The following is a 20,602-nucleotide window of genomic DNA, read 5'->3' on the forward strand; positions in this document are numbered from 1 at the left end:
TCAGTCGGGCCGCCGGCGAATCTGAAAACCGTTGAAGTAACCGGTGGCCGAGTGGAAATCGCGCGCGCTCAACGAGCGAACCGTCTTGCGCGGCACGCGAGCCACGATCGAAATCAGTTCGATCGACGAGGCGAACGGTCCGCCCGCTTGCCGCGCCTTGCGGCGCTGCAGGTTAGTCGGCTCGCACAGATCGAGCTTCGTCGCGTTGAGCGCGGTTGCGTCATCCGTCAATTTCACCGGTGCCTGCAGCTCGAGCGTGAATTCATCCGGGCTGCGCACGTCCGGCATAAGGACCGCCTCGTCGGCGAAGCCGCTGAAGAAGTCTTCCGCCTCATCGATCTCGCTGGAGAAAAGCTCGTCGACGACGTCAATGGGTACTCCGCTGACGATCGCGACCAGCGCGACGACGAATCCGTATTTGCCGCCCGATTTCTCGGCCTGCTCGTAATCGCCTGCGCGCGGTTCACGCAGCTGCAGTTCGGCATACGTCTTTTCGTTTTCGCCCTTTCCGACGGTAATCGGACGGCGAAACGTGAGTGTCATGGTTTCTCGCACGGATCAGTTCTCCGACACGTCCGGACCTTCCCATTCCACGGGCACGGTGGCGTCCTCGGCCTTCGCACCTTGGGGATTCACGGTCCACATGTTCCGGCCGATGACGGTCTTGCCGTTCGCCAGCTCGACAGTGACGGTCACATCGTCCATCTCGTTGATCTGCTTCAGCGAGAGGCCGCCCATATCGCGCAGCGTCGCCTTGATCGAGCCGACCTTCGGCTTTTCGCTGAAGCCGTGGACCGTGTCCTGCCCCGTGAGCGACTCGCGCGACCGTTCGCTCGGGTCATATTCAAAATCCCCGGCAACCGGATACGAGACGCCATCGACCGTCAGGTACGCAGTGCCGGCAATGCGATTTTTCGTGTTCGACATTTCAGGCTCACAAAAAAGAGAAGCCGCCCGAAGGCGGCTTGTTTGGCATCAGCGTGGGTTACTGCAGCCTGAACTGGGCGAGCAGCGCGAAGATCCGGAGGCCGCCGATCAACGTGCCGTCCCACAGCTCGTTGACGCGACTCGGGTTCTGCGAATCGATCTCGACGATGAGGCCGGCAGAGAACGCATCGCTGTTCTGAACATAACCTTCGAACTCCATCGCCTTGTACTCGGCGATCTGATCGGCACGGATGGTGTTCGGGGTCACGATGTTTGCGCCCGGTGCGAAGCGTGTACCGTTCGCCGCCAGCTTCTTCCGGCCGTATTTGGACGTCACGACACCCTTCAGGCGACGCAACACATACATCAAGAGGAACAGTGTCTCGACCTGCAGATAGCTGTTGTCCGGCTGGCCAAACGGGTTTTTCTGGTAAGTCGTGATCAGATTTTCAACCGCGACAGTGCCGTCGTCGGCGACGGTGAACGTCGAAATCCCGTCGAACAGCAAAGTGTTGCGGTCCGTCAACGCGAAGCGCGACGCCACGGGCGGAGGCAGGAAGCTCGACAACGCGACGGTCTGCAGCGGCAGACCCGGATCCGCGCGAAGCGCTGCGGCAGCGGCACCCGCGTAGTCCGCGGCCAGCAGCCACGCGGGCGTCGGCGAGTCGTTGAAGCCCATGACTGACCCGTGCTGATCGTTCCGGGTGACGCCGAACGTTGTGAGCGCGCCCACAGTGCCGCGATATGCCGCGAAGAAATGCCCGTAGATCTGCTTGGACCAGCTCCAGCGTCCGTTCGTGTCGTTGAGGAACGACTTCAATGCGTCGAGCGACGTCGAGTCCGTGTAAGGCATCACGATGAAGTCGAACGGTGCATCTGCGAGGTTGGCGAGCGCGGTGGTCAGCGAAGGATTCACCAGGCCGCCCGTCATCGCCGTGATCGTGAACGTGAGCCCCGTCGGTGTGACTTCACCGTTGGCCGCGCCGCGATAATTCACGCGGATGTCGATATCGTTCCCGGCCAGACCCTTGTTCTTCGCCGTGAAGTTCACTTTCGACGTGGTGGTTCCGTCGACTGCCGCCGTCACAGGAAGATCAGTGTTCGCGTTGACCGTCGCGGCGAGCGCGGTCGCGAGTTGCGCGGCCGAGAGCGAAGACGTCACGCTCTGGGTTACGAGCTGGCCACCGAGGTAAAGGAACAGCACACCCGCTGCCGTTGCGGCTGCAGTGAAGTTGATCGAGCCACCCGCAGCTGTTCCGCTCGGATCGTCCGCGAGCGGCAGATACCAGACTTCCCCGAAGCTGTCGCTGTTGCGGTAGGCCGCCGTCATCAGCGCGAGCATCGACCCCTGGCCACCTGCGGACTTCGCGTCCGCGACGCCCTGCGAAATCACCGGAACGTTGGCGGTCGCGCTGCCGCCAGACGTGATCTGGCCGATGATAAGCGCGCGCTGCGTCTGGGTAGCGCTGTTGGCCTGGCTGTTGTCGACTTCCGCGTAGAAAAGCGGAACCCGGATCTGGTCGCCAGCCGGAATGTTCTTGAACGGTACCGTCATGATCACGCGCTCCCATCGGGATGCGTCGACGCTTCGTCGACGGCTTTGGTTTCGGCGTGCTCCGGATCACGCGCTTCTGCCACAACCTCCGGCGCCGGCCGCTCGCCGAGCTCGACATCCTTGTCGCTCAGACGCTTCACCCAATACAGGTGATCGTCCGGCACTTCGCGACCCTCATCGGGCAGGAAGTCCTTCATATCCGGGTCGCGGATCTTCATACCCGCTGCGGGTTTGACGAACATGCGTCACTCCTAATCAGAAAAATCGAGGTCGATAACGCCCTCTGCACGTCCGTCGGGCCCCGTGGTGCGAGGTGCCGGTGGAATTGCGTCGGGGAATGGCGGGTCCGGATATGTCCCGTTCGGGTCAAACGGGCCTCTGAGATCGACGGTGAGTTGCATGCGCTCGAGCGTGTTGGTCACATCAGGCTCGAATGCCTCGTAGATCTGGAAGTGCAGCGAAATGCTGATGGCCGCGAAATGCACTCGGCCGTCTGAGCTGTATTCCGTCGTTGTGTCGATCGCCGGGAAGTCCTGCGTTTCGCCGCGAATTCCGACGTCGCGCAGGAGGATGTCTTCGATGGTCGCGCCGAGAGCATCGAGAGCATCTTGCGCAGCCTCGGCCGTCAATCCAGAGACGATCGCGCGGATCTCGATGACAAAGTCCGTATTGAACTGCGTCTGACCGCTTGTCCCCAACGACGCTTTACGCTCGACGCCATTCCGCACCAGGATCGCCGGCAGCTTCGACGGCGGCACGCTCCAGTCACCGGGAGATTGAATCGTTGGTGCGGCAGCTGCCGTTTGCAATGCAGCCACAACGAGCTGCCGCATCGCGGCGCGCCCAGTGGGATCAGCCATCGACGTTACTCACCAGATTGAGCATGAGACCGCCGCCGCCCCACCCGTCGAGCCGCGCCTCGCGCACGACATAGATGAGACCGGTGCGGATGATCTGCAGCTGATCGTCCTGCACCGGTGCCGACGCGAACTGCGACTGCTGGATCCCGAGTCGAGGCTGGACCGTCGCCACCTGCGCGCCGTCGACAATCGACAGCTCGAGGAAGGCCTCGTCGAACACGCCGTCGATCACGTAAGACGCGGCGCCGGAGACGGGCATATACAGCACCCGCTCCGCCTCGCCGAACGTCTTCATCACCACGCCGTTCATCCGGTCGGTAACAGCGCGCCAGTCGAATGGCATGGCTTACGTGCCGGCGCGACCCGTCTGCAGCATTTCCGGCCGCGTGCAAATATGCAGCGGGTAGCTGTAGCCCTCGACCTTCCACCACGAATTGCGGTCGCGATCGAAGATCGGGATCATGTACGTCGGCTTGCCCGGCGTGTTCACCCATTCGAACGATTCGCCCGGCGCCAGCGCGCGGCGGAAGACACCGGGCGCGCCAACCGGGAAGAACTTGACCTTGTCGTCCGGGATCTTGATGGTCGTGTTGTCGTCCGACCCGCGATAGTTCATCCAGTAAATGCCGGCGAACTTGAACGTATCGAACGCCGCGCCCTGGCTGTCGTCGCGCAGATCTGCCGCGGCCGACCAGTTGATGAACGTCTGGATCACGTCCTTGTGATTCACGAATTCGTCGTAGAACTCGTCGCCGCACATCGCGTACACCCTCGTCGACGGAAGCCATGCGCCCTGCGCCTTGCGCATCATGGCGCGGCGGATCCCGTTGCAGATCGGGCGGATGGAGTTCGCGGTCTGGGCGGAAAGATCAAACGGCACTTCCGTCGCCGGCGTGATGCCGAATTCGTCGAAGAAGTTGTAGATCACCGATCCGTTCGCGTCGAGCAGGATCCCCTGCAATGCCGCCAGGCGATGGTACTCCCACGTGTACTCGATGTTGCGCAGCAGGCCCGTCGGGCCGCTCACGCGGCGAGCGACTTCAGCCTGCACCTGCATGAGCTCCGACTCCGTGCCAAACGCGCGGATGTCCTGGATCTCGTTTGCATAGATCGTGTCGCTATGCATCAGGCGCGGCACCTTGAAGTACCGCGCGCCGCGCTGCTCGGTGACACGCTGCGTGCCTTCTGCGCCGCGCGGCGATGTCGGAATCAGGATCAGCTGACCCTGACGTTGTTCGACGGCGAGCACCGTATTGCGGATCGGTTCATCCTCGAAAATGTCGAGGTCGCCGAGCCCCTGCGGCTGAAACGGATATTTGTCGACCGCAGCGGTGAGCTGGATGGTCGAGAAGGCATCCTGATGGAATACGTCCAAACTGGCCATTATCGGCTCCAGAAATAATAATGGCCGCGAACGCGACCAAGTGACAAACGACGGAAGAGACTGCGAGGGATTCGACTTAGCGAGTGATGATCCCGATTGCGGCAAGCTGCCCCGTTGCCGTTGCAATCTGTGTTGCGGTGATGCCCGCCGGCCAGATCAACTCGCCGCCGTTCACTTCGGCGTCGCGAACCACCGCGAGCCCGGGCACGTCTGCTGCCGTCGCGTCGTACGTGCCAAACGAAATACCTGCTGCAATCTGCGTGCCGTCGGTCGCCGTCGGGTTAAGCGGCACCAGCTTTGCCGAAAGGGCCGATACCGTGACGTCGAACTCGTCGCCAACCACGAAGTCCGTCGCACCGTCTGCGATCGCGAACTTGATGCCATCGGAGAACGTCTGGCCGACGACGACATCGCCGATCACATCGCCCGTGGGATCGAACACGCGAAACGTGCCGCCATTCGCAGCAGCTGTCGTGCAGCGCACGACATAGACGCCAGCCTGTGCATTCGGCAGCACAGGCGTCGTCGCGTCGAGCGTGAACACACCATTGCCCGTGTTGCCGGCTTTCGCAGCGGCGTTCGCCGTGCCGCCTGCCTTCTTCGCCACGACTTCGCCGGGAAGATGCTTCACCGTGCCGCTGAAGGTCATCGGGTCGCGCGAACGGTGACCGCGCGCCTCGGACACGAGAAATCCACCGTCGTGCCGGTTTTCAGTGAGAGGAGTCTGAGCCATGATCGGATTCCAGAGTGAGGGATTGGACTACGGTGCCTACGCTTAGCGGCGACGCTTTGCGCCGGCTTTCTGGAACGCAACGTCCCAGCTGGCCGCAACCGACTGCTCGCTGTTCGCGTTGCGGTCGCTGTCGATGCCGAGGTTCGGGTTCTGGCGGCGCCCGCGGCTGCCCTCCGGTGCCGGCGAACCGTCCAGCACCTCGATAGCCTCACTGCGCGTCATGGAAGTCGTGAAAGCCAACTTGCACGCGAGAACTGGATTGCGCCCGGCACCCTTGCTGGCGAAGATCGCGGCGCAACGCGCGCGTTCACGACGACGCGCGCGAGCAGCTGCGCTTTTGCCGCGCATCTCCTCTTCATCGTCATCGTCGTCGGCGTTCGGGTCACCGTCATCGTCCCCGTCCCCGTCGTCATCTGCGGCCTTGGCTTTCTTGCCCTTCTTGCCCTTGCCGCTGTCGTCTTCCTCATCGCCGTCACCTTCACCGTCGCCGCCGCCGTCGCCGTCGCCATCACCGCCCCCTTCGGCGCTGCTACCACGGGCGTCGCCATTTTCGCGGTTCTGACCATCGTCATCTTCGTCAGAAGCGCGCTTGCCTTTCTTGCCCTTGTCATCGGAAGTGTTGTTCTCGTCCGATGCACGAGAACCGCGGCCAAGATGGGCGAAGCTCAACCCACCTCGCGACATGAGGTTGCGTAACGTATTGCTCATTGGATTTACCCTGATGGTGGGATGAATCAGCCCAGCTCGTCGAGCAGGGAAGCGAAGGCTTCGTCCGGTGCCATGACGGCATCGGCGAAGCCGATTTCGACGCCAGCGGCGCCGAGAAAGGTGCCGGCCTCCGTGTCGCGCACGACGGCCGTTTTGAGATCGCGATTGCGGGCGACGGTCTTGACGAAGATCTCACCCATCTTGTCGACATCCGACTGGAAGCGCGCGAGGGCCTCCTTCGACAGCGGATTGAACTCGTTGCCGTCGGCCTTTTTTGCGCCATAGTGGATGAGCGTGACGTCGATGCCCGCCTTCGATAGTGCCTGCGACATATCGACGTGCATGCAGATCACGCCCACGCTGCCGGTGCCGCCTGTTCGCGGGACGATGATCTTGTCGGCCGCGCTCGCGATCGCATAGGCAGCCGAATAGGCGCTCTCGGTCAGCACGGCCCAGATCGGTTTGCGTCCGCGAGCCTCGTAGATCGCGTCGACGAGATCGAAGCAACCGGACACTTCGCCGCCGGGCGAATCGATATCGAGCATGATCGCGCGCACGTCCGGGTCACCCAACGCCATGCTCAGCAGCGCACGGATCCCGTCATAGCCCGTCATGCCGGAATACGGATAGAGCGTGCCCAGCTTGTGCACCAGCGTGCCCTCGATGGGAATGCGAGCGACACCTTCCGCGACGTCATACGGCTTGTACTGCGCTTCCTCGCTTTCATCCTCCGCGTCGAGGAACGCGCGCGCGCCGCCGTTCGCCAGCTCGAGCGTCGAGCCGTCCGCACGAAAGAGATGCGAGATGCCGAAGCGGTCTGCGAGCGCAGCCATCACGACTTCCGCCTTGTGCGGCAGGATCGCGATCGGCACGTTGAAAAGCCGCGTCGCGAGATGGGGATAGTTGATCATGCTGCCTTCGGCTCTTCGGGAGGTTCGTCGGTACGCGTAGCCATTTCGCTGCCGCCCCAATCTGGGAGCGGCATGCCGCGTTTGTTGAATGCCTCGATCTCGATCTGGCGCTGGTCGAGCACTTCCTCCCAATCCAGACCCTGCTCGGCCGCTTCCTGCTTAAGCGTCGTGAGCGCCGCGTCCATCTTGAGAATGGAGCCTTGTGGTTCCTTGACGGGATCGACCCAGCCGCGGGCCGGTCCGAGCCACGAACATGCCGCGTACGCGGTGGCCGCTTCGATGAAATCGGGCGCGCCGTTCGGCAGCGGAAGCTCATCGTTCTCCATCGCTTCACGAAGCCACACCGCATACATCGGCGTCGCGGTACCGGCGGAGAAATCCAGGCGCCGGCGAATCAGCGTCTTCCATCCCTCGAGCATCGAGCCACGCATGTTCGAGTAGTTGCTCCGCGACCAGTCCTGCGTCACCTGCTCGATCGGGACGCCAAGCGCTGAAGCGACGCATCCTTGCATCTCATGCACGAACTCGGTGAAACCGTTGTGCGGGTGATCTGACGCGACCGCCTTGATCTCTTCGCCCGGCGCGAGCGCGGGTACGCGCACGCCGTTGAACATCGCCGGCCGCTCGTCGTTCCACTCCTTTCGCAGGCTCTGATAGAACTTGAGCTCCTGGTCACCGCCGATCGCGTCTTGCACCTCGGCGGGATCGTACGGGCTCGTGACGTAGGTGCCGATCGATGCGGCGAGCGCCGCCGCCTGCAGCTCGATACCGTAATAGCGCGCGAGCATCTTCGCGTGCGCGAGCACAGGAATAAACACACCGATGCCGCGATTCTGTCCGGCGCGATCGCGGTCATAGTCGTGGATCACGCGCCGCCAGCCGTCGTCATCTTCGCGCTCGACGCGCTCCCACTCCATGCTCTCGACCGCGTTGTACCAGTCGTTCTGATGCGCGCGCCGGATGTGATACGCGATCGGCACGCCGTCGTCGTCGACCTCTACGCCGCCACGCAGATGCCTCGTGTCAACCATCTGCATGGGGTTCGACAGACGGTCCGGATCCACGACCAGATAGCACGTCGCATAGTGCGCGGCACCGCGCCCCACACGCTCGGGCTTCCAGTAGTTGACGATCAGATCCTCACCGTCGATCAGCTTGTGACGCAGCGCGAGCCTCAGCTGTTGCGAAACGGTGAGTTGCCTCGACACATCGTTGTAACGGCCGAGATCGTTCGAGAACAGGCGCCAGCGCGCCTCGGCCGCGCTCGCGAATTCCTTCGCCCACTGGATATCGAAATTCGCGCCGCTGATCAGGCGAAGCGCCCGATAGTCGGGCGCGGCTGACAGCCGCAGAGACGCGCCGATCGCGCTGTCGAGTATCCTGGTGATACCACCGCTCGAACGCCCGTCATTGCGAACCTGATCGCGCGAGCGCGCGACCATCCGGTCGCGAAACTGCGTGATCTCGGCGTCGGGCGAACGGATCCACGGCAGCCACGCACCCATCTCCTGCGTCTGCCACTCCGCAGCCTGATACGGAAAGAACGAGGCACCGACCTGGCTGCGCAGCGGCATGCCGTTCGGATAGTCGGCACGCGCGCGACGAAGCGGATTGCCACCCGCGTCGACAAGCGTGATCTCTTTGCCCATCAGAACACCGGCGTGATGTAACGGCGCTTGTTGATACACACGCCTGGATTGAGTGCCTGCTGCAGCTCGGCGATCAGCATGCGCAGGTTCGCAATGTTCGTCTGCTGGAACGTGACGCTGCGCGAACCGTCACCCTGCGTGTATGCCACCGTGACAGCCTGTTGACCGGTGCGCAGGTCGAGGTAGGCTTGCTGGGCCGAGGCGAGCGCGGCCTGCAACTGCGCGTCGCTCATGCCGTAGTACGGTGAGCTGATATCGGTTGTGGCCATAGGATTAGCGGAAACGGTGAACGCCAGATTTCGGTGCGGATGCCGGCGTGGCGCCTGACGGCGACGATTTAGGCGCGCTCGGCGCGGGCGCCGCGGATCCGGCGACCAGCGAAGTGTTTGTGTCCCAGGGCGCAGCCCACGACGGCGGCTTCGTCCAGTCGATCTGAGCGAGTCCGTGCAGGTGCGCCATCATGTGTGTGAGCACCATCAGGTCGAGCGCCTCATTGCGGCGGCTCTTGATGGCCTTCTCCCAACGTCCGTTCTTCATCCGCGTCTCGGCCGTCAGCTGCTCGAACCAGACGTGAGGTTCTTCGGGAGACCGCAGTGCATACGGAAAATGCACGTACCACTCGCCGACGTCGGCTTTCTGGAGCTGGCCGGAGAGATCGTCCTTAAAACTGTTCGGATTGAACTGCGCAACCGGAACGGTGCCGCCGGCGGCCGCGCGGTTCGACTTACGCGCCGTGTCCGGATACGTCACGACGAGCCGCTGCGCGAGCAGCGCGCTGGCGCCCTTCGTGGGTAACACGGTCCACGCGTCGCGCCCGGCGATCTTGCCGATCAGACGGACAATGCCGTCCATCTTTCGCCAGCGGCGCCATGCGGAATACGCCTGCTGCGTCACGCCGGCCTCGCCGCCGCTGTCGAATCCGAATGCGCGAATCGGCATCCGTCGACGGGTGCCGTCGGCCAGCGGATATGTGCGCGTGATGATTTCGAGCAGCTGGTCCCAGTCATCGGCATTCGTCGCGGGATCGCCGAGAAGGCGACCCTTCTCGATCACCCAGCTCTCGCCGCCCACGCCCCAGCCGCGCACCAGCCATTCGAACCGGCCGCCGTTTGCGTCGACGCCCGCAGTGAGGAAGCGGACGCCCTCTGGTATCTCGCCCAGCTTGAGCGCCGCCTCGGCGCGCTCCGCGAGCACGTTCGCGTCGATCGAACCGGTGCCGCGCTTCGGCGAATACAGAAAGCCCCATTGCTTCGCGACGACCTGACGAAGCGTCTTGTCGTCACCGTCAACCTCGAACTCGCGCTCGGCTTTCGCCTTCGCACGTGCGAGACCGCCAATGCCGCCAAGGATGAATGGCGACATTGCGCCGACGATCCAGAACCCGGCACTGTCACGCGCGACGAGCTCGCCGGTCACGACACCGTCCTGCGAGATCTCCTGCCCATCGCCGACCCACCCACCGAACGGAGAGCGATATGCCGCGAGGTTCATCGCGCGTCGCTCACGGTCCTCGATCAGGCAACCGTTCACCGGGCAGATGAGCCGCGCCTTCTCCTGGATCTCGTCGAGGCTCCAGTCGTCCTGATAGTGCAGCACCATGTAGCGTGCTGCGATCGGCACCGGGCTCGACCACGCGCCGCAGTGCGGGCACGGCCAGTACCACACGCGCCGATCGCTATCGCCATACAGCGCCATGATGCCGGCGGTCCAGTCGCGCTCCGGCACCATGCCTCGAGCGCGGTCCGGGTGGCTCATCGCGAGCAGCATCGACTGCCGTCCGAACGTCTGACGGCGCACGTCGAGCACCGCCTTGATGTCGCCCAACGACTCGGGATATGCATCAACCTCGTCGGCGACGATTCGAGGCGCCGACTTGTTGATGAGGTTGTTATCGTTCGCCGAGAGAAATTCGACGCGCATCGCGTCGAACATCTTGAAGTGAAGCGAATCGTCCACCGGCTTCGATCCGAGCTTCATCGCCATCTCGGCGTGACTTCTGATCTGCATGTTGATCCGGCTCTTGACGAAGGCCTCGAGGCCCGGATCCGTCTGCATGTACCAGAGCATGTCGCCCGGGTCGTTCGCCACCGACTTCAGCAGCCAGTTCTGCGCGATCTCCGTCTTGCCCGATTGTCCGGGCCCGACGACCACCGTCGTCAGATAGTCGAGCCGCGTGAGCATCTCCATCGGCGCAACGAGATACGGCGCTTTCTCGTGGTGCCAGCGTCCAACGAAGCCACCGCCCTGATTCGACAGCCGGCGGTTCATCGCCGCGTACTGGGCGACGGTTTCACGCTTTGGCGGTATGAATGCCGCAAGGGACTCGCGCCCGATCTGGTACGCGTCCGCGTAAGCGTTCTCAAGCATCTGGACCTAGCAGCACGTTCAGCTCGTCGACCATCGTGGCGCGCAGATCGTCGGTCAGATCCCGGATGTCTTCGGCGTTCGACTCCGGCAGTCCCAGTTTGTCGACCACCTGGTCGGCGAGGCGGTCGAGTCCCTTACCGAGGTGCACGAGCATCTTCGTGATCACCTGACGCATCACCTCGGCCTGCACCAGCTCGCCGCGATCGCGGCGCAGCTTGTCTTCGAGGATCTCAGCCTGTACGGCGTCGCGCCGTTGCCGCGCTGTCTGTTCGCCCGTGTGCACGACAGGCTCGACGCCCGCCGGCGGCACGACCGAGTACTTCGCGCCCGGGTACGGATTGCCCGATGCCTTCGGATCGCTGCGCTGATCGAAGCGCACGTCGGCCTTCGCAGGCTGCGCGACCGATCCGCCTTCCAGATACGCGCGCACCGCAGCGAGATCGAACTGCCAGCCGCCGGCGCGCGTGCCGCGCTGCGCGATCGGGAAGTTCACATCGCTATCGAGGCGACGGTCGAGCTTCGGGCGCGTCCAGCCGATCGCTTCGCAAAGCGCGACCTTGCCGATCATCCCGTCGCTGCCGCCCTGTGTAACGGTGCAACCTGTAACGGCTTTCGCCTTCGCCCGGGTCTTGCCGCCTCCCTTTGTTACACCGCGCTTCCCAGACGCCGCGTGGCTTTGCGCTGCGTTTGATGCCGCCATAGATGTAACGTGTAACGGATTTTTTTTACTCAGAGGAACGGGAAAACCGGGCGCGCGCAGTGCCCGCGTACCGGCAGGGCGGTCGGAAGGACCCGCCCCACCATGGTGCACACCCTCCCGCTGCTCAAAAAATAGGCAGATCGCGCAGAGCCTTGCTGGGCGGGCCTCTCCGGGCGGTCGTCGGCGCGGCCTGCGTCAACGGCGGCGCGTCGCCACCGCTTTCGCCAATGCCTTGCCGAACTCGACAGCGAACGCACGCTGCACGACGGTCTGTGCCCGCCCGCCAAAGTCGAGGTGCTGCCTGACAGGTCGCGCATCACCGAAACGGATCAGCAGCTTCAGATGGCCACTCTGGTTCTGACCGCGCAGTGCCTTCGACTTCACACCCGGCGTCCGGATGACCTTCGTCGGGGCCGGCCGCTGCCACACCCCACCGATGCTCTCGCCACTGCGCGTCTTGATCGTGCCGACGAAGATGTCGGGCCGACCCTTCAACCTGTTGAGCGTCGTCGTCGACAGGTTGCCGTACTTGTTCAGCAGCGCGCGGTCCTTCGGGTTCAGCCACGTCTTACCGGAGCCGATCAGCTTATGCTGGCCGCCGAACTCGTATGGCGCGAGATAGGCCGCTGCGATGTCCTTGATGTAGACGACGGCCTGCGGATTCGACTTCGTTGCGCCCTTCACGGCCACAGAGTTGACCGTGAAGGGTGTCGGTCTGTCGAAGACCTTCGGCATCGCATCCTTCTCCGCCTTCGCAGCGAGCCGAGCGACCGCTGTGATCGTCTGCGCTATCGCGAAAGGCAGCTGCTTACGTTCAACGTCGGAGAGTCCACGTGCCACGGCGGCAGCGTTCGATACAACGGAGATCGCGAACGGCGCTGACATGGTGAGAACATTCAGGAGACAGAATCAGGCTGCCCACGCGGCAGACCGAAGCCCTACTTCGGGCTCGCTGTCGAAATATGGGATCGCCGGAATCTGGAGCGACTCGCGGCCAACGGGGAACGCTTGCACAGCAATGTCGTTGGTGTCCTCGTCGTACAGGCCAATCACGAGCGCCACGGTGGGCTGCGCAAAGAAGGGCGCGCGCACGATGACGCTTTCGCCGAGGCGCGGGCGCGCGATCTTGGGCGCGGCGCCCTTGGACTTCGGTTTGTTCATCGTGCACCTGAAAGCAAAAAGCCCCGGTCGGTGAGGACTCGGGGCTTTGGGGACACTTATTCACAGTGTCAGATTGGAGCGTATTTTACGGTCGAAAACGGAAGTGTCAAGCTAATCCACGCACCGCCGCGGTTATTCGAACGTGTCGGGGAGGTCATTGTCGGCCTCCATTGCGTTAATCCAGACGACTAGTCGCGCGAAGACCACATTCTCAAGGGCGTCGTACAAATGGTCGCCGCCTCGAAGCTGAAACGGCGAAAAGCTGGGAAGGATAGCCCAAGTGCCGTTCTTCTGAATGCCGAAGCCAATGTTAAGGTCGAAACAACGCGTATCATCGTCACAACTCCCCGCGAAGATTACGCGGAACGTGGCGTTCCCAGCATGGCCGGAATCCAGCTTCTGGAAGCCCTCGATAAATTTGCCGTCTCCATCGAAGTATCCGAGCTTCACCAAGTGAGGATTCTCGATTTTCCTGCGCTTGATAAAACGTTCCCGAAGAACGGTGGCAGCGGTTTCAAAGCGCTGCTGGTGACGATTCTTATCATCGACGGCTTTTCGAACTCGTTCCTCGAGCTCGACGTACGTATCTTGCATGCTGGTCTCTCAATGTGTTGTTAGCTGCGTGCATATTCTATATGGACGCAGCGATTAGAGACCTTAGAGCGTCATATTCCAACATTGCCAATGAATGGCAGCGTCGAAAGCAACTCGTCCGCACGCTTGCGCGCCTTAGATTCAAGCCCGTCGACAGCGCTCGCTACGTCAGGCAGTTCGACCGTCTCATCGTGCAGATGGGCCTCGTCAGCGACATCAGCAGTACCGTCGCCAGCGGCGGCGCGCTTGCGCTTCGACGGCTTTACCTTGGGTTTCGAGCGCCCCTGAAACCACAGCTTGATTATCTGCCAGTGCGCCTCGGCCGTCTTCTCTGACACTTCGCATTTGAGCGCGAGTGCCTTGATCTCCACCTTCATGCCGGCAGCCTTTTCGACCAGTCCGCGGCGCAGTTGGTAATGCACGATGCGGCCGGCGAGCACGCTCATCGCCGTTTGCGTAAGAAGGCTTATCGCCGCCTGATACTCCGGGTTCGGCTCATAGCCGGAGCAGCATGCGCGGCCGCAAGCGCACGGCCACGATCGCGGCGCGAAGCGCGCCACCAGTACCGCCCTGTCGATGTTGGACAGTTCGTCGAGCTCGCGCCGGATCATCCCAGCCTGCGCTGCTCCGTCGTTGCCGCTGAGGCCTTTGCCCGTGCGCGGCGATGGCGACGCCATGCGGTCGACGAGCGAGCGGTCCGCGCGCTGCATCGAATAGTTGAAGGCGAAGATCAGTGCGTCCTGCGGCGTGCGGAATAGTGTTTCTACCGTTTCTGTCATTTGATGGTTTCCTTGTATTGCGCACAGCGCTTCCCGTATTTGCGGCCCTTCCTGCATACCCGTTTCAGCGCGCCCAGCGGATCCTCGCGCAGCACCGCGTGATCGCATCCGACACACCGCTCACCTCGCTTCTGCTCGAGCACGTCGGCCGGATCGCCGAACTCCCACTGCTCGATATCTGCTGTCATTCAGCACGCGCGCCGCCAGTGCCGAATAGCGCCTGCACTGCAGGATCGCGGCGCACCAATCGGCCCTGCCTGACATCGCGCCGATGGTTGTCGCGCGCAATGCGATGGCCAGCGACGTCGGGCCGCTCGCGCTTGAGCCGTTGCCACCATTCCGCATATGTCTGTTTGCGTGGTTTCGGAGCTGGCTTCGGCGCGTCGATGCCAGCGCCAGCCTTGAACACCTCGACGTACTTACCGCCCGTAGACCGCTTCCAGCTGCTCACGTGGATCTGCGCACGGTTTTCCTTGATGAAATTGCTGATCGACTGTGAGCCGACGGCGGCGCGCGCCGCCAGTTCGACGCGAGTGGACGGCCGACGCTTGAGAGCGTTCCAGATCGGCAGCGCAGTGGCGCGCATCACGGTGTCTGAGCCGAATACCCTGCGCACCGGTAGCTGCAGGATGTCGCGGCGCTTACGCAGCGCGGATTCTGTGCGCAACGGAAGCTCTTTGAGGATCTGTTTTGCGGTTTTCCCGTCCTTCCAGCCGCGTGCGAGGATCGCGTCCTCATCCGGGGTCCAGTCGGGCGCCATTGCCGCCAGCCGTCGTCGTTCATTCATCGAGCTCACCCACTGTTTCATCGACGGCGCCGTCGCGTACGAGCGACCACTCGCGGTATCCGCGCCGCCATGTCCGGAATTTCAAAAGCCGCGGCGCATCGCCCTGATCGAGCCATGCATGGCACCAGAAGCACGCAGGCACCGTGTACCTGTCGTCGGCTTTACGCGCGCCGCCCTTCCCGTGCTCGCTCTCATTGCTGTGCGCGGGCACGATCGTCTCTTCCGGATCGCGCTGCGGACACAGCGCCGGCACGCGGAGATAGCAGATCTGGTCGCGGCAGGCGTTGCGCATCTTCGCGTCGTGCCACTCGCGCTTCTTCCGTGTGCGACGTTTGACCTCACCATTGCGGATCCGCTGCTTGCGCGGCGTCAGGCTGCTGAAGGGCGAGTGATGCGGTTTCCGCTTGAATTGGGTGCGCTGCAGCTGTTTCTTGCGTGTCAGCACGGCTCGCCTCGCAGCTGCAGGACGTCATCAAGTCGAACGCGATTCTTGCCCGGCGGGAATTCCGGGAAGGCGGCGCGCTGGTTGAAGTGCATCGGCACCGTGATCTCGACTTCGCCCGTTTCGAGGCGCGGCCATTTCTCCGGCGCCGTGATCCAGCCAGGCAAACGCACGTACGCGGTGTACGTGACGCGTCCGCCACGACGCACCGTCTTGCGGAATCTCCAACCGGGATTGGCATGCATGCGCACGAGCTCGATCACCTCCAGCTCGAGCACGCACGGCGGCCGGTCTCGCTGCGGAACGTCGTACACAGTGAATGCGGCCGGGATGATGAACGTCATGCGCATGCGTGGCTCCGAAATCAGCCTTCCGTCGCGCGAGCAGCGTCGCCGTTGTCGCGGTCCTCGGCGGCGCGTTCTTCTGCGGCCTCACCGACGTCAGCATCGGTCGCGATCGTGGGCACAACGGCCACGCCCGCCGGTGTGAAGTCGACGTAATACTTGTCGCCGACATTGAACTGTCCGAACAGCGCCGGGTTTTGAATCGTGATGTCGAGCGACGCGCACGGCGTCCAACGCGAAAACGTGTTGTCTTCGTCGCCCGTGCCGTCCGGGTTATATGCCGTGTTCGGGCCGACCGCGGCGAAGCGCAGCTGCTCGCTGTTCGTCACGCTGTTACCGCCGGCGTCGGTAGTCACATTCGCGGACACATTCATCACCATCATCTTTGCGCGCATCGTCATTGCTCTGCTCCAAGGTTGAGTTGTCACCAGCTGCGGCTGGTGAGAGCTTCGACTCGCCAGCCGTGTCGACCAGCACGTTGAATAGCGAGAAATCGAAACGGGAATTGCGCGGCCGCGACCTTCGTCTTCGCGCGCGCGTCGTCTGTCCAGCGCCCTTTCACCTCGCGGAACTCGAGTTGACCGGCGGCCGTGATGACAGGGAAATCGATGGTGATGAACGTGTTGTCCGCGAGACGCAGCTTGATCGCCTCGAAGCGGTACCAGAGGATCTCGCCGGCGTGCAGCTGCGGCTTGAGCACCTCGTCCTCGTATGCGGTCTCGGTTTTGTTCTGTTTGCCGCGCATGTCGCGACCGAGCTGCTGCATGCGCTCGACTGGCGTCAGCGTGCCGCTCACCATGCGAGCGAGAGATGCGTCGAGCGGGACGTGATCTGCGGACGCTAAGCGCGCCGCCGCGGCGGAGATCTGGCCGACCACGCGGGCGGTGCCGATCTTGCCGCCCGTGATAGCGCTAGCCGGGAGACGAACGGTGCCCTTGCTCATAGGCCACCATTCCAGATCGACACAACAAGCGCGATCGCCTCTTCGGGCGACGGTGCGGTGAATTGAATCGTCAGCGTCGCGTCGCAATCGCTGCAATCGATGCTCGCCGTCCACGAATCGAACTCGATCTGATCGTCGCGGACCTCGCCGGCCGCGCTGCCGCAAAAGCGACACCGGGCCAGTTTGTGCGTACGCGAGCCGTTTCCGATGAACGACGTGCCGTCGGTGTTGATCTCGGTTTTCATTGCTGCGCTTCCCCGGGCGGGCGCAACGTCAGCGACTGCATTGCGCCGGGATAGTCGTTGAAATCAACGCAGATCTTCGGCGCATGAACGTCGGCGCGGCGGTAATCGATGTTCACGCGACACCATTGATCCAGCGCGTACGCTTCGACGTCTGATTCGGGCGCGACATGCAGCGTGCCGTCGGCGAGGATGGTCGCCTTCATGCCAGCACCTCGTCGGGGACGTCATCACCAAACTTTGACGCGACATAGACGCGCATGGCGGCGACGAGCGGCTCGCTGGCGGTCTCAACATACCGAGCCGTCACGGCGCCGGTTGGCCACACGTCGTAATCCTTCAGAGCGACCCACTCGCCACCGTCGACGTGCAAACCGATCGACTCCCGCTCAATGATCAGGCCACCTTGGTCCCAGTGTTCCGAAGGCGCGAAGTGGAAATTCGGATGCAGTCGCATCTGCGACCAGGTCTTGCCGTCACGCTGCATGCGAAAAATCGCGACATCAGCCACCGGATGGCGCTTGTCTTCTGGCAACGTGCATTCGGCTTTCGCAACCCAGTAATCGAGAAGCGAGCCACTCAGTTCGCTGACTTTCACGCGATCACCTCGTCGAGCTGCTCGTCATGCACGGGAACGCCACTGATCGGCTTCGGCATCGAGTCGGGAATCGGCAGATGCGCAAAGCCCGCGTCGCGCATCGATGCACATGTGCAATTCCATCCAGGCCCGTAGCCTTTGAACGGTGCCGAAGCCGAAAGCACTTCGACGATGGCGCCGTGAATTTCCGGACAGACATCGGAACTGCGCACGATGGCGAGATCGCCGGGTTTCACGTTCATCTTTCACCCCGCTTGGCGGCGCGCCGCCGTTCGTACAGCGTCTTGTTGATCATCGTTCCGCCGAAGTTGTCCTTGGCGTCTATCCCTTCGCCGCAATGCGGGCACGCCGGCACCATCGTGCGGCTACGCCATGCGCGCTCGACGCGCTGCGCGGCGATCAGGTGGAGATCTCGCTGCATGCCCTCGGCGTGGCGCCGCTCGCGTGCACTCAGTTTCGCGAGCGCCTGCTCGTAGTGCTCGAGGAAGAACGTCAGCGTCCAGTAGGCGTTCAGCTGCACGTCGCAGTCGGCGCAGCGCACGATGCAGCCCTCGTCGTCGAGGATCAGGCGCTTGTGCTTGCAGTCGGTCGACGGCCGCGATGCAAATTGGCGCTGACGCTGGATCCGCAGATCTTCGATATCGATGACCTTGCTCAAAACAGCCTCCCGGTGAGCACCGTCCAGATCGAACGCCAGAACGACGTGCGCTCGCGCGGCAGACGCGCTTCCCACAGATCGCCATGCGGACCGCACGGACCGGCGAGGCCGCGCATCATGGCGCACGTGCTCACCCAGCCGTTGATGGGATCAATCGGCGATATCGGATGACGGCACGCCATCGGCAGATTTACCGGCGGATTCAGGCCTGCGTGACGGCATGTCACGCACGTGCGCGGTCGCGCGGGCTGTTCGAACTCAGGACGCATAGTCGTCAACGGGCATGAGTGCGTCGCCGAACGTCCGGCGCGCGAACTGGTAGAGATCGAGGGAGTTGAAACGCGTGGCATCCGCCAGCACGAACTCGGCGGCGCGCCGGTCTTTCGCGGCCTTCACCACGATCACGCGGTAGTAGTGCCAGTCCTCGTCCGGCTTGCACGGACGCACGTTGAGCTCGGCGGCGCGCGCGATCACGCCCTCTTCCGTGAGGTGCCATTCGGCTGGATCGGTGGCAACCGCGCCGCCCTGCGGCGCGTTGTCCGCAGCGAGCAGCTGGTCGACAAACGTCGCGACGAAACCCACGTACGTCGGGCGCCCATCGCTTTCGCGCTTGCGCGCCGCCACGGCCGACTCATGCGCTTTGCGCAGTTGCGCGACCGTCACGCCGTCAGCGACCCACTTGAGCACGTGGACACGATCGCGGCTTCGATCGATCGACAGATCCTTGCCCCTTTCGCGCTCCAGGCCGATCAGCAGATCCGTGAGCTCGCCCTCAGTGTCGGGTTTTATGTTTTTCGAATCAGCAGCAGCGGCAGCAGAGTTATCCACAGCATCGGCGCTCGCGCGCGTTGCTGCTGTAGTCTCTGTAGTAGTCACCCCTACGTTAACCAAATGGACTTCGCCCGCTCCGCGAACGAGGTTTTGCCCGGTTGGCGGCGAAGGATTTTCCCGGTTCGCGGACTCGTCTTTGTCCATTTCGCGAGATGGACTTTCACCACTTCCCGAAGTGGACTTTTCCGATTCCCCGGAATGGACTTTTACCATTTCGGGAAGTGGGCTTTTACCAGTTGGGGGAAGCGGCTTTTTCGACTTCGATGCACGCGCCTTGCGAGGCTTTTTCGCTACCGGTCCGGAAGCGAGCAGACGCTCGAGCGCATCGTCGTCGACGCGGAAATAGATCTTGTGTTCGATGCGCTTTTCGGTCTCGATCAACACGCCCGATTCGCGCAGGGCGGCGCGCGCCGAGCGCTGTTCCTCGTATGACAGGCCTGTCTCGCTCTCCAGTTCGGCAGATGACTTGTGCACGCCGAATTCGCTCGTGGCCTTGTCCTGCCAGTAGAAGATCTGGCAGAACAGCACGGCCGCGTTGACGCCGCCGAGATACTTTGCGAGGAACGGGTAATAGGCGATCGGGCGACCGAGCTCGCGCAATACGTCTGCGGCTCTCATACGACACCTTCCCGGATGTGACGTGGGATGCAGCGCTGCGCGTCGATGCGCTGCTCCCAGAAGCGGTAATAGAGATTGCGGTACCACGTGCTCACGACGGCCGAGGGGATCTTCTCGCGGCCCAGAACGTGCGGTGCACGCGCGATCACGATCTCGTATCCGTCGGGCTGCGTGCTGAAATGGTCGACACGCGCGGGCTTTACATGCCAGATCCCGGCATGGGCGGGAACCCATTCGGGAATGCCGAGCTGCTCGGGAACCACGTACACAAAGCGCGTGATCCAGCCGGGCATGCCGACCCACTTGGGCTTAGAGAGGTCCTTTCGCCAGTCGCCGAGCGAGATCTTCACCTCAAGCTCGGTCGCGTAGTCGGATGAGGAGATCATGATGAAGTCCGCGCGATATTCACCGCGCTTGCCACCGGTGGGCCAGCGAACCGTGGCTTCAGGGATCAGGATGTTGCGGCGATGATCGACGTGCCGGCGGATTGCGGCCTCGACGAGCCCCGCGTTTATCGGCCGAGTTGTGTCGGGGCTATTGCTGCTCATTGCGCGCCGCCACATTCACGCGATAGAAATTCCTGCCGTCGGCGCTGATCTCATCGACAAGGCCCCGGCTCACGAGCGCATCAATATGCGTGCGAACCGCGCTCACGGACATGCCGCACACGAACGACAGCTTGCGCACCGTCACTTCGCATTCGCACGTGCTCTGCAGGCTCAAATGGCACAGGCATAGCAGCACGATCTTCGGCATCGCGCGCAGCTCGATATCCCATGCGAGGTTCGACAGGTGATATGACATAGGTCCG

32 protein-coding genes are annotated in these 20,602 nt (G+C 62.9%); all 32 read right to left on the reverse strand.

The genetic code is table 11. The features are described 5' to 3' along the window. Positions 1-543 carry a phage tail assembly protein gene (locus tag BN2476_RS20005; RefSeq protein WP_235850889.1) on the reverse strand — a complete coding sequence of 181 codons (543 nt, stop codon included), beginning with the start codon at positions 541-543 and terminating at the stop codon, positions 1-3. A gap of 15 nt (positions 544-558) precedes the next feature. Continuing rightward, positions 559-927 carry a phage tail tube protein gene (locus BN2476_RS20010; protein WP_087735880.1) on the reverse strand — a complete coding sequence of 123 codons (369 nt, stop codon included), beginning with the start codon at positions 925-927 and terminating at the stop codon, positions 559-561. A 58-nt stretch (positions 928-985) separates the two neighbouring features. Further along, a complete protein-coding gene (locus BN2476_RS20015; protein ID WP_087735881.1) occupies positions 986-2,482 on the reverse strand; it encodes a phage tail sheath subtilisin-like domain-containing protein in 1,497 nt (498 codons plus the stop codon). Positions 2,483-2,484: 2 nt separating this feature from the next. Next, on the reverse strand, positions 2,485-2,724 hold the full coding sequence (locus tag BN2476_RS20020; protein WP_087735882.1) for a DUF2635 domain-containing protein: 240 nt from the start codon (positions 2,722-2,724) through the stop codon (positions 2,485-2,487). Between the two features lie 9 nt (positions 2,725-2,733). Further along, positions 2,734-3,342: a hypothetical protein gene (locus BN2476_RS20025; protein WP_143810997.1), complete on the reverse strand. Its 609-nt coding sequence runs from the start codon at positions 3,340-3,342 to the stop codon at positions 2,734-2,736. Next, entirely contained in the window at positions 3,335-3,685 is a 351-nt protein-coding gene (locus BN2476_RS20030; RefSeq protein ID WP_143810998.1) for a head-tail joining protein, read from the reverse strand. Before BN2476_RS20030 ends, BN2476_RS20025 begins: the two co-directional genes overlap by 8 nt. A gap of 3 nt (positions 3,686-3,688) precedes the next feature. Further along, entirely contained in the window at positions 3,689-4,831 is a 1,143-nt protein-coding gene (locus BN2476_RS20035) for a major capsid protein (RefSeq protein ID WP_235850890.1), read from the reverse strand. After that, on the reverse strand, positions 4,803-5,459 hold the full coding sequence (locus BN2476_RS20040; protein WP_087735886.1) for a head decoration protein: 657 nt from the start codon (positions 5,457-5,459) through the stop codon (positions 4,803-4,805). Before BN2476_RS20040 ends, BN2476_RS20035 begins: the two co-directional genes overlap by 29 nt. 42 nt (positions 5,460-5,501) lie before the next feature. Continuing rightward, positions 5,502-6,167, reverse strand: coding sequence for a hypothetical protein (locus BN2476_RS46520; RefSeq protein ID WP_160111731.1), 666 nt, complete (start codon positions 6,165-6,167; stop codon positions 5,502-5,504). Between the two features lie 26 nt (positions 6,168-6,193). Then, positions 6,194-7,078 (reverse strand): S49 family peptidase, encoded by an 885-nt coding sequence (locus BN2476_RS20055; RefSeq protein WP_087735889.1) that lies wholly within the window; start codon positions 7,076-7,078, stop codon positions 6,194-6,196. Then, positions 7,075-8,727 (reverse strand): phage portal protein, encoded by a 1,653-nt coding sequence (locus BN2476_RS20060; protein ID WP_087735890.1) that lies wholly within the window; start codon positions 8,725-8,727, stop codon positions 7,075-7,077. The genes BN2476_RS20055 and BN2476_RS20060 overlap by 4 nt, the downstream gene beginning before the upstream one ends. Next, positions 8,727-8,996 (reverse strand): gpW family head-tail joining protein, encoded by a 270-nt coding sequence (gene gpW, locus BN2476_RS20065; RefSeq protein ID WP_087735891.1) that lies wholly within the window; start codon positions 8,994-8,996, stop codon positions 8,727-8,729. Before gpW ends, BN2476_RS20060 begins: the two co-directional genes overlap by 1 nt. Positions 8,997-9,000: 4 nt before the next feature. Then, positions 9,001-11,094, reverse strand: a complete 2,094-nt coding sequence (locus BN2476_RS20070) for a terminase gpA endonuclease subunit (protein ID WP_087735892.1) — start codon at positions 11,092-11,094, stop codon at positions 9,001-9,003. After that, positions 11,087-11,794 carry a DUF1441 family protein gene (locus BN2476_RS20075; RefSeq protein ID WP_143810999.1) on the reverse strand — a complete coding sequence of 236 codons (708 nt, stop codon included), beginning with the start codon at positions 11,792-11,794 and terminating at the stop codon, positions 11,087-11,089. Before BN2476_RS20075 ends, BN2476_RS20070 begins: the two co-directional genes overlap by 8 nt. A gap of 195 nt (positions 11,795-11,989) precedes the next feature. Then, positions 11,990-12,529 carry a hypothetical protein gene (locus tag BN2476_RS20080; RefSeq protein ID WP_235850891.1) on the reverse strand — a complete coding sequence of 180 codons (540 nt, stop codon included), beginning with the start codon at positions 12,527-12,529 and terminating at the stop codon, positions 11,990-11,992. Between the two features lie 174 nt (positions 12,530-12,703). Next, positions 12,704-12,955: a hypothetical protein gene (locus BN2476_RS20085; RefSeq protein ID WP_087735895.1), complete on the reverse strand. Its 252-nt coding sequence runs from the start codon at positions 12,953-12,955 to the stop codon at positions 12,704-12,706. Positions 12,956-13,087: 132 nt separating this feature from the next. Next, positions 13,088-13,549, reverse strand: a complete 462-nt coding sequence (locus tag BN2476_RS20090; protein ID WP_087735896.1) for a hypothetical protein — start codon at positions 13,547-13,549, stop codon at positions 13,088-13,090. Between the two features lie 71 nt (positions 13,550-13,620). Then, the gene (locus tag BN2476_RS20095) at positions 13,621-14,385 is read right to left on the reverse strand and encodes a hypothetical protein (protein ID WP_143811000.1); all 765 of its coding nucleotides are present in this window, start codon (positions 14,383-14,385) and stop codon (positions 13,621-13,623) included. Then, positions 14,325-14,516 (reverse strand): hypothetical protein, encoded by a 192-nt coding sequence (locus BN2476_RS46525; RefSeq protein ID WP_087735898.1) that lies wholly within the window; start codon positions 14,514-14,516, stop codon positions 14,325-14,327. Before BN2476_RS46525 ends, BN2476_RS20095 begins: the two co-directional genes overlap by 61 nt. Next, positions 14,513-15,136: a hypothetical protein gene (locus BN2476_RS20105; protein WP_143811001.1), complete on the reverse strand. Its 624-nt coding sequence runs from the start codon at positions 15,134-15,136 to the stop codon at positions 14,513-14,515. Before BN2476_RS20105 ends, BN2476_RS46525 begins: the two co-directional genes overlap by 4 nt. Next, positions 15,108-15,560, reverse strand: a complete 453-nt coding sequence (locus tag BN2476_RS20110) for a hypothetical protein (protein WP_235850892.1) — start codon at positions 15,558-15,560, stop codon at positions 15,108-15,110. The genes BN2476_RS20105 and BN2476_RS20110 overlap by 29 nt, the downstream gene beginning before the upstream one ends. Continuing rightward, entirely contained in the window at positions 15,554-15,907 is a 354-nt protein-coding gene (locus BN2476_RS20115; RefSeq protein ID WP_087735900.1) for a hypothetical protein, read from the reverse strand. The genes BN2476_RS20110 and BN2476_RS20115 overlap by 7 nt, the downstream gene beginning before the upstream one ends. Positions 15,908-15,921: 14 nt before the next feature. Then, entirely contained in the window at positions 15,922-16,302 is a 381-nt protein-coding gene (locus BN2476_RS20120) for a hypothetical protein (RefSeq protein WP_087735901.1), read from the reverse strand. Positions 16,303-16,325: 23 nt separating this feature from the next. Next, positions 16,326-16,844 carry a hypothetical protein gene (locus tag BN2476_RS20125; protein WP_235850893.1) on the reverse strand — a complete coding sequence of 173 codons (519 nt, stop codon included), beginning with the start codon at positions 16,842-16,844 and terminating at the stop codon, positions 16,326-16,328. After that, on the reverse strand, positions 16,841-17,089 hold the full coding sequence (locus BN2476_RS20130) for a hypothetical protein (RefSeq protein ID WP_087735902.1): 249 nt from the start codon (positions 17,087-17,089) through the stop codon (positions 16,841-16,843). The genes BN2476_RS20125 and BN2476_RS20130 overlap by 4 nt, the downstream gene beginning before the upstream one ends. Then, on the reverse strand, positions 17,086-17,292 hold the full coding sequence (locus BN2476_RS20135; RefSeq protein WP_087735903.1) for a hypothetical protein: 207 nt from the start codon (positions 17,290-17,292) through the stop codon (positions 17,086-17,088). The genes BN2476_RS20130 and BN2476_RS20135 overlap by 4 nt, the downstream gene beginning before the upstream one ends. Further along, positions 17,289-17,684: a phage protein NinX family protein gene (locus BN2476_RS20140; RefSeq protein WP_087735904.1), complete on the reverse strand. Its 396-nt coding sequence runs from the start codon at positions 17,682-17,684 to the stop codon at positions 17,289-17,291. The genes BN2476_RS20135 and BN2476_RS20140 overlap by 4 nt, the downstream gene beginning before the upstream one ends. Continuing rightward, positions 17,681-17,926, reverse strand: coding sequence for a hypothetical protein (locus BN2476_RS20145; RefSeq protein WP_087735905.1), 246 nt, complete (start codon positions 17,924-17,926; stop codon positions 17,681-17,683). Before BN2476_RS20145 ends, BN2476_RS20140 begins: the two co-directional genes overlap by 4 nt. Then, positions 17,923-18,468, reverse strand: a complete 546-nt coding sequence (locus tag BN2476_RS20150) for a hypothetical protein (protein WP_160111732.1) — start codon at positions 18,466-18,468, stop codon at positions 17,923-17,925. Before BN2476_RS20150 ends, BN2476_RS20145 begins: the two co-directional genes overlap by 4 nt. A gap of 132 nt (positions 18,469-18,600) precedes the next feature. Continuing rightward, entirely contained in the window at positions 18,601-19,554 is a 954-nt protein-coding gene (locus BN2476_RS20160; protein WP_143811003.1) for a hypothetical protein, read from the reverse strand. Positions 19,555-19,787: 233 nt separating this feature from the next. Beyond that, positions 19,788-20,339, reverse strand: coding sequence for a hypothetical protein (locus tag BN2476_RS20165; RefSeq protein WP_087735909.1), 552 nt, complete (start codon positions 20,337-20,339; stop codon positions 19,788-19,790). Further along, positions 20,326-20,595: a helix-turn-helix domain-containing protein gene (locus tag BN2476_RS20170; RefSeq protein WP_087735910.1), complete on the reverse strand. Its 270-nt coding sequence runs from the start codon at positions 20,593-20,595 to the stop codon at positions 20,326-20,328. Before BN2476_RS20170 ends, BN2476_RS20165 begins: the two co-directional genes overlap by 14 nt. Between the last annotated feature and the right edge of the window lie 7 nt (positions 20,596-20,602).

Origin of the sequence: Paraburkholderia piptadeniae (assembly GCF_900007165.1) — a bacterium.
Classification (GTDB): domain Bacteria; phylum Pseudomonadota; class Gammaproteobacteria; order Burkholderiales; family Burkholderiaceae; genus Paraburkholderia; species Paraburkholderia piptadeniae.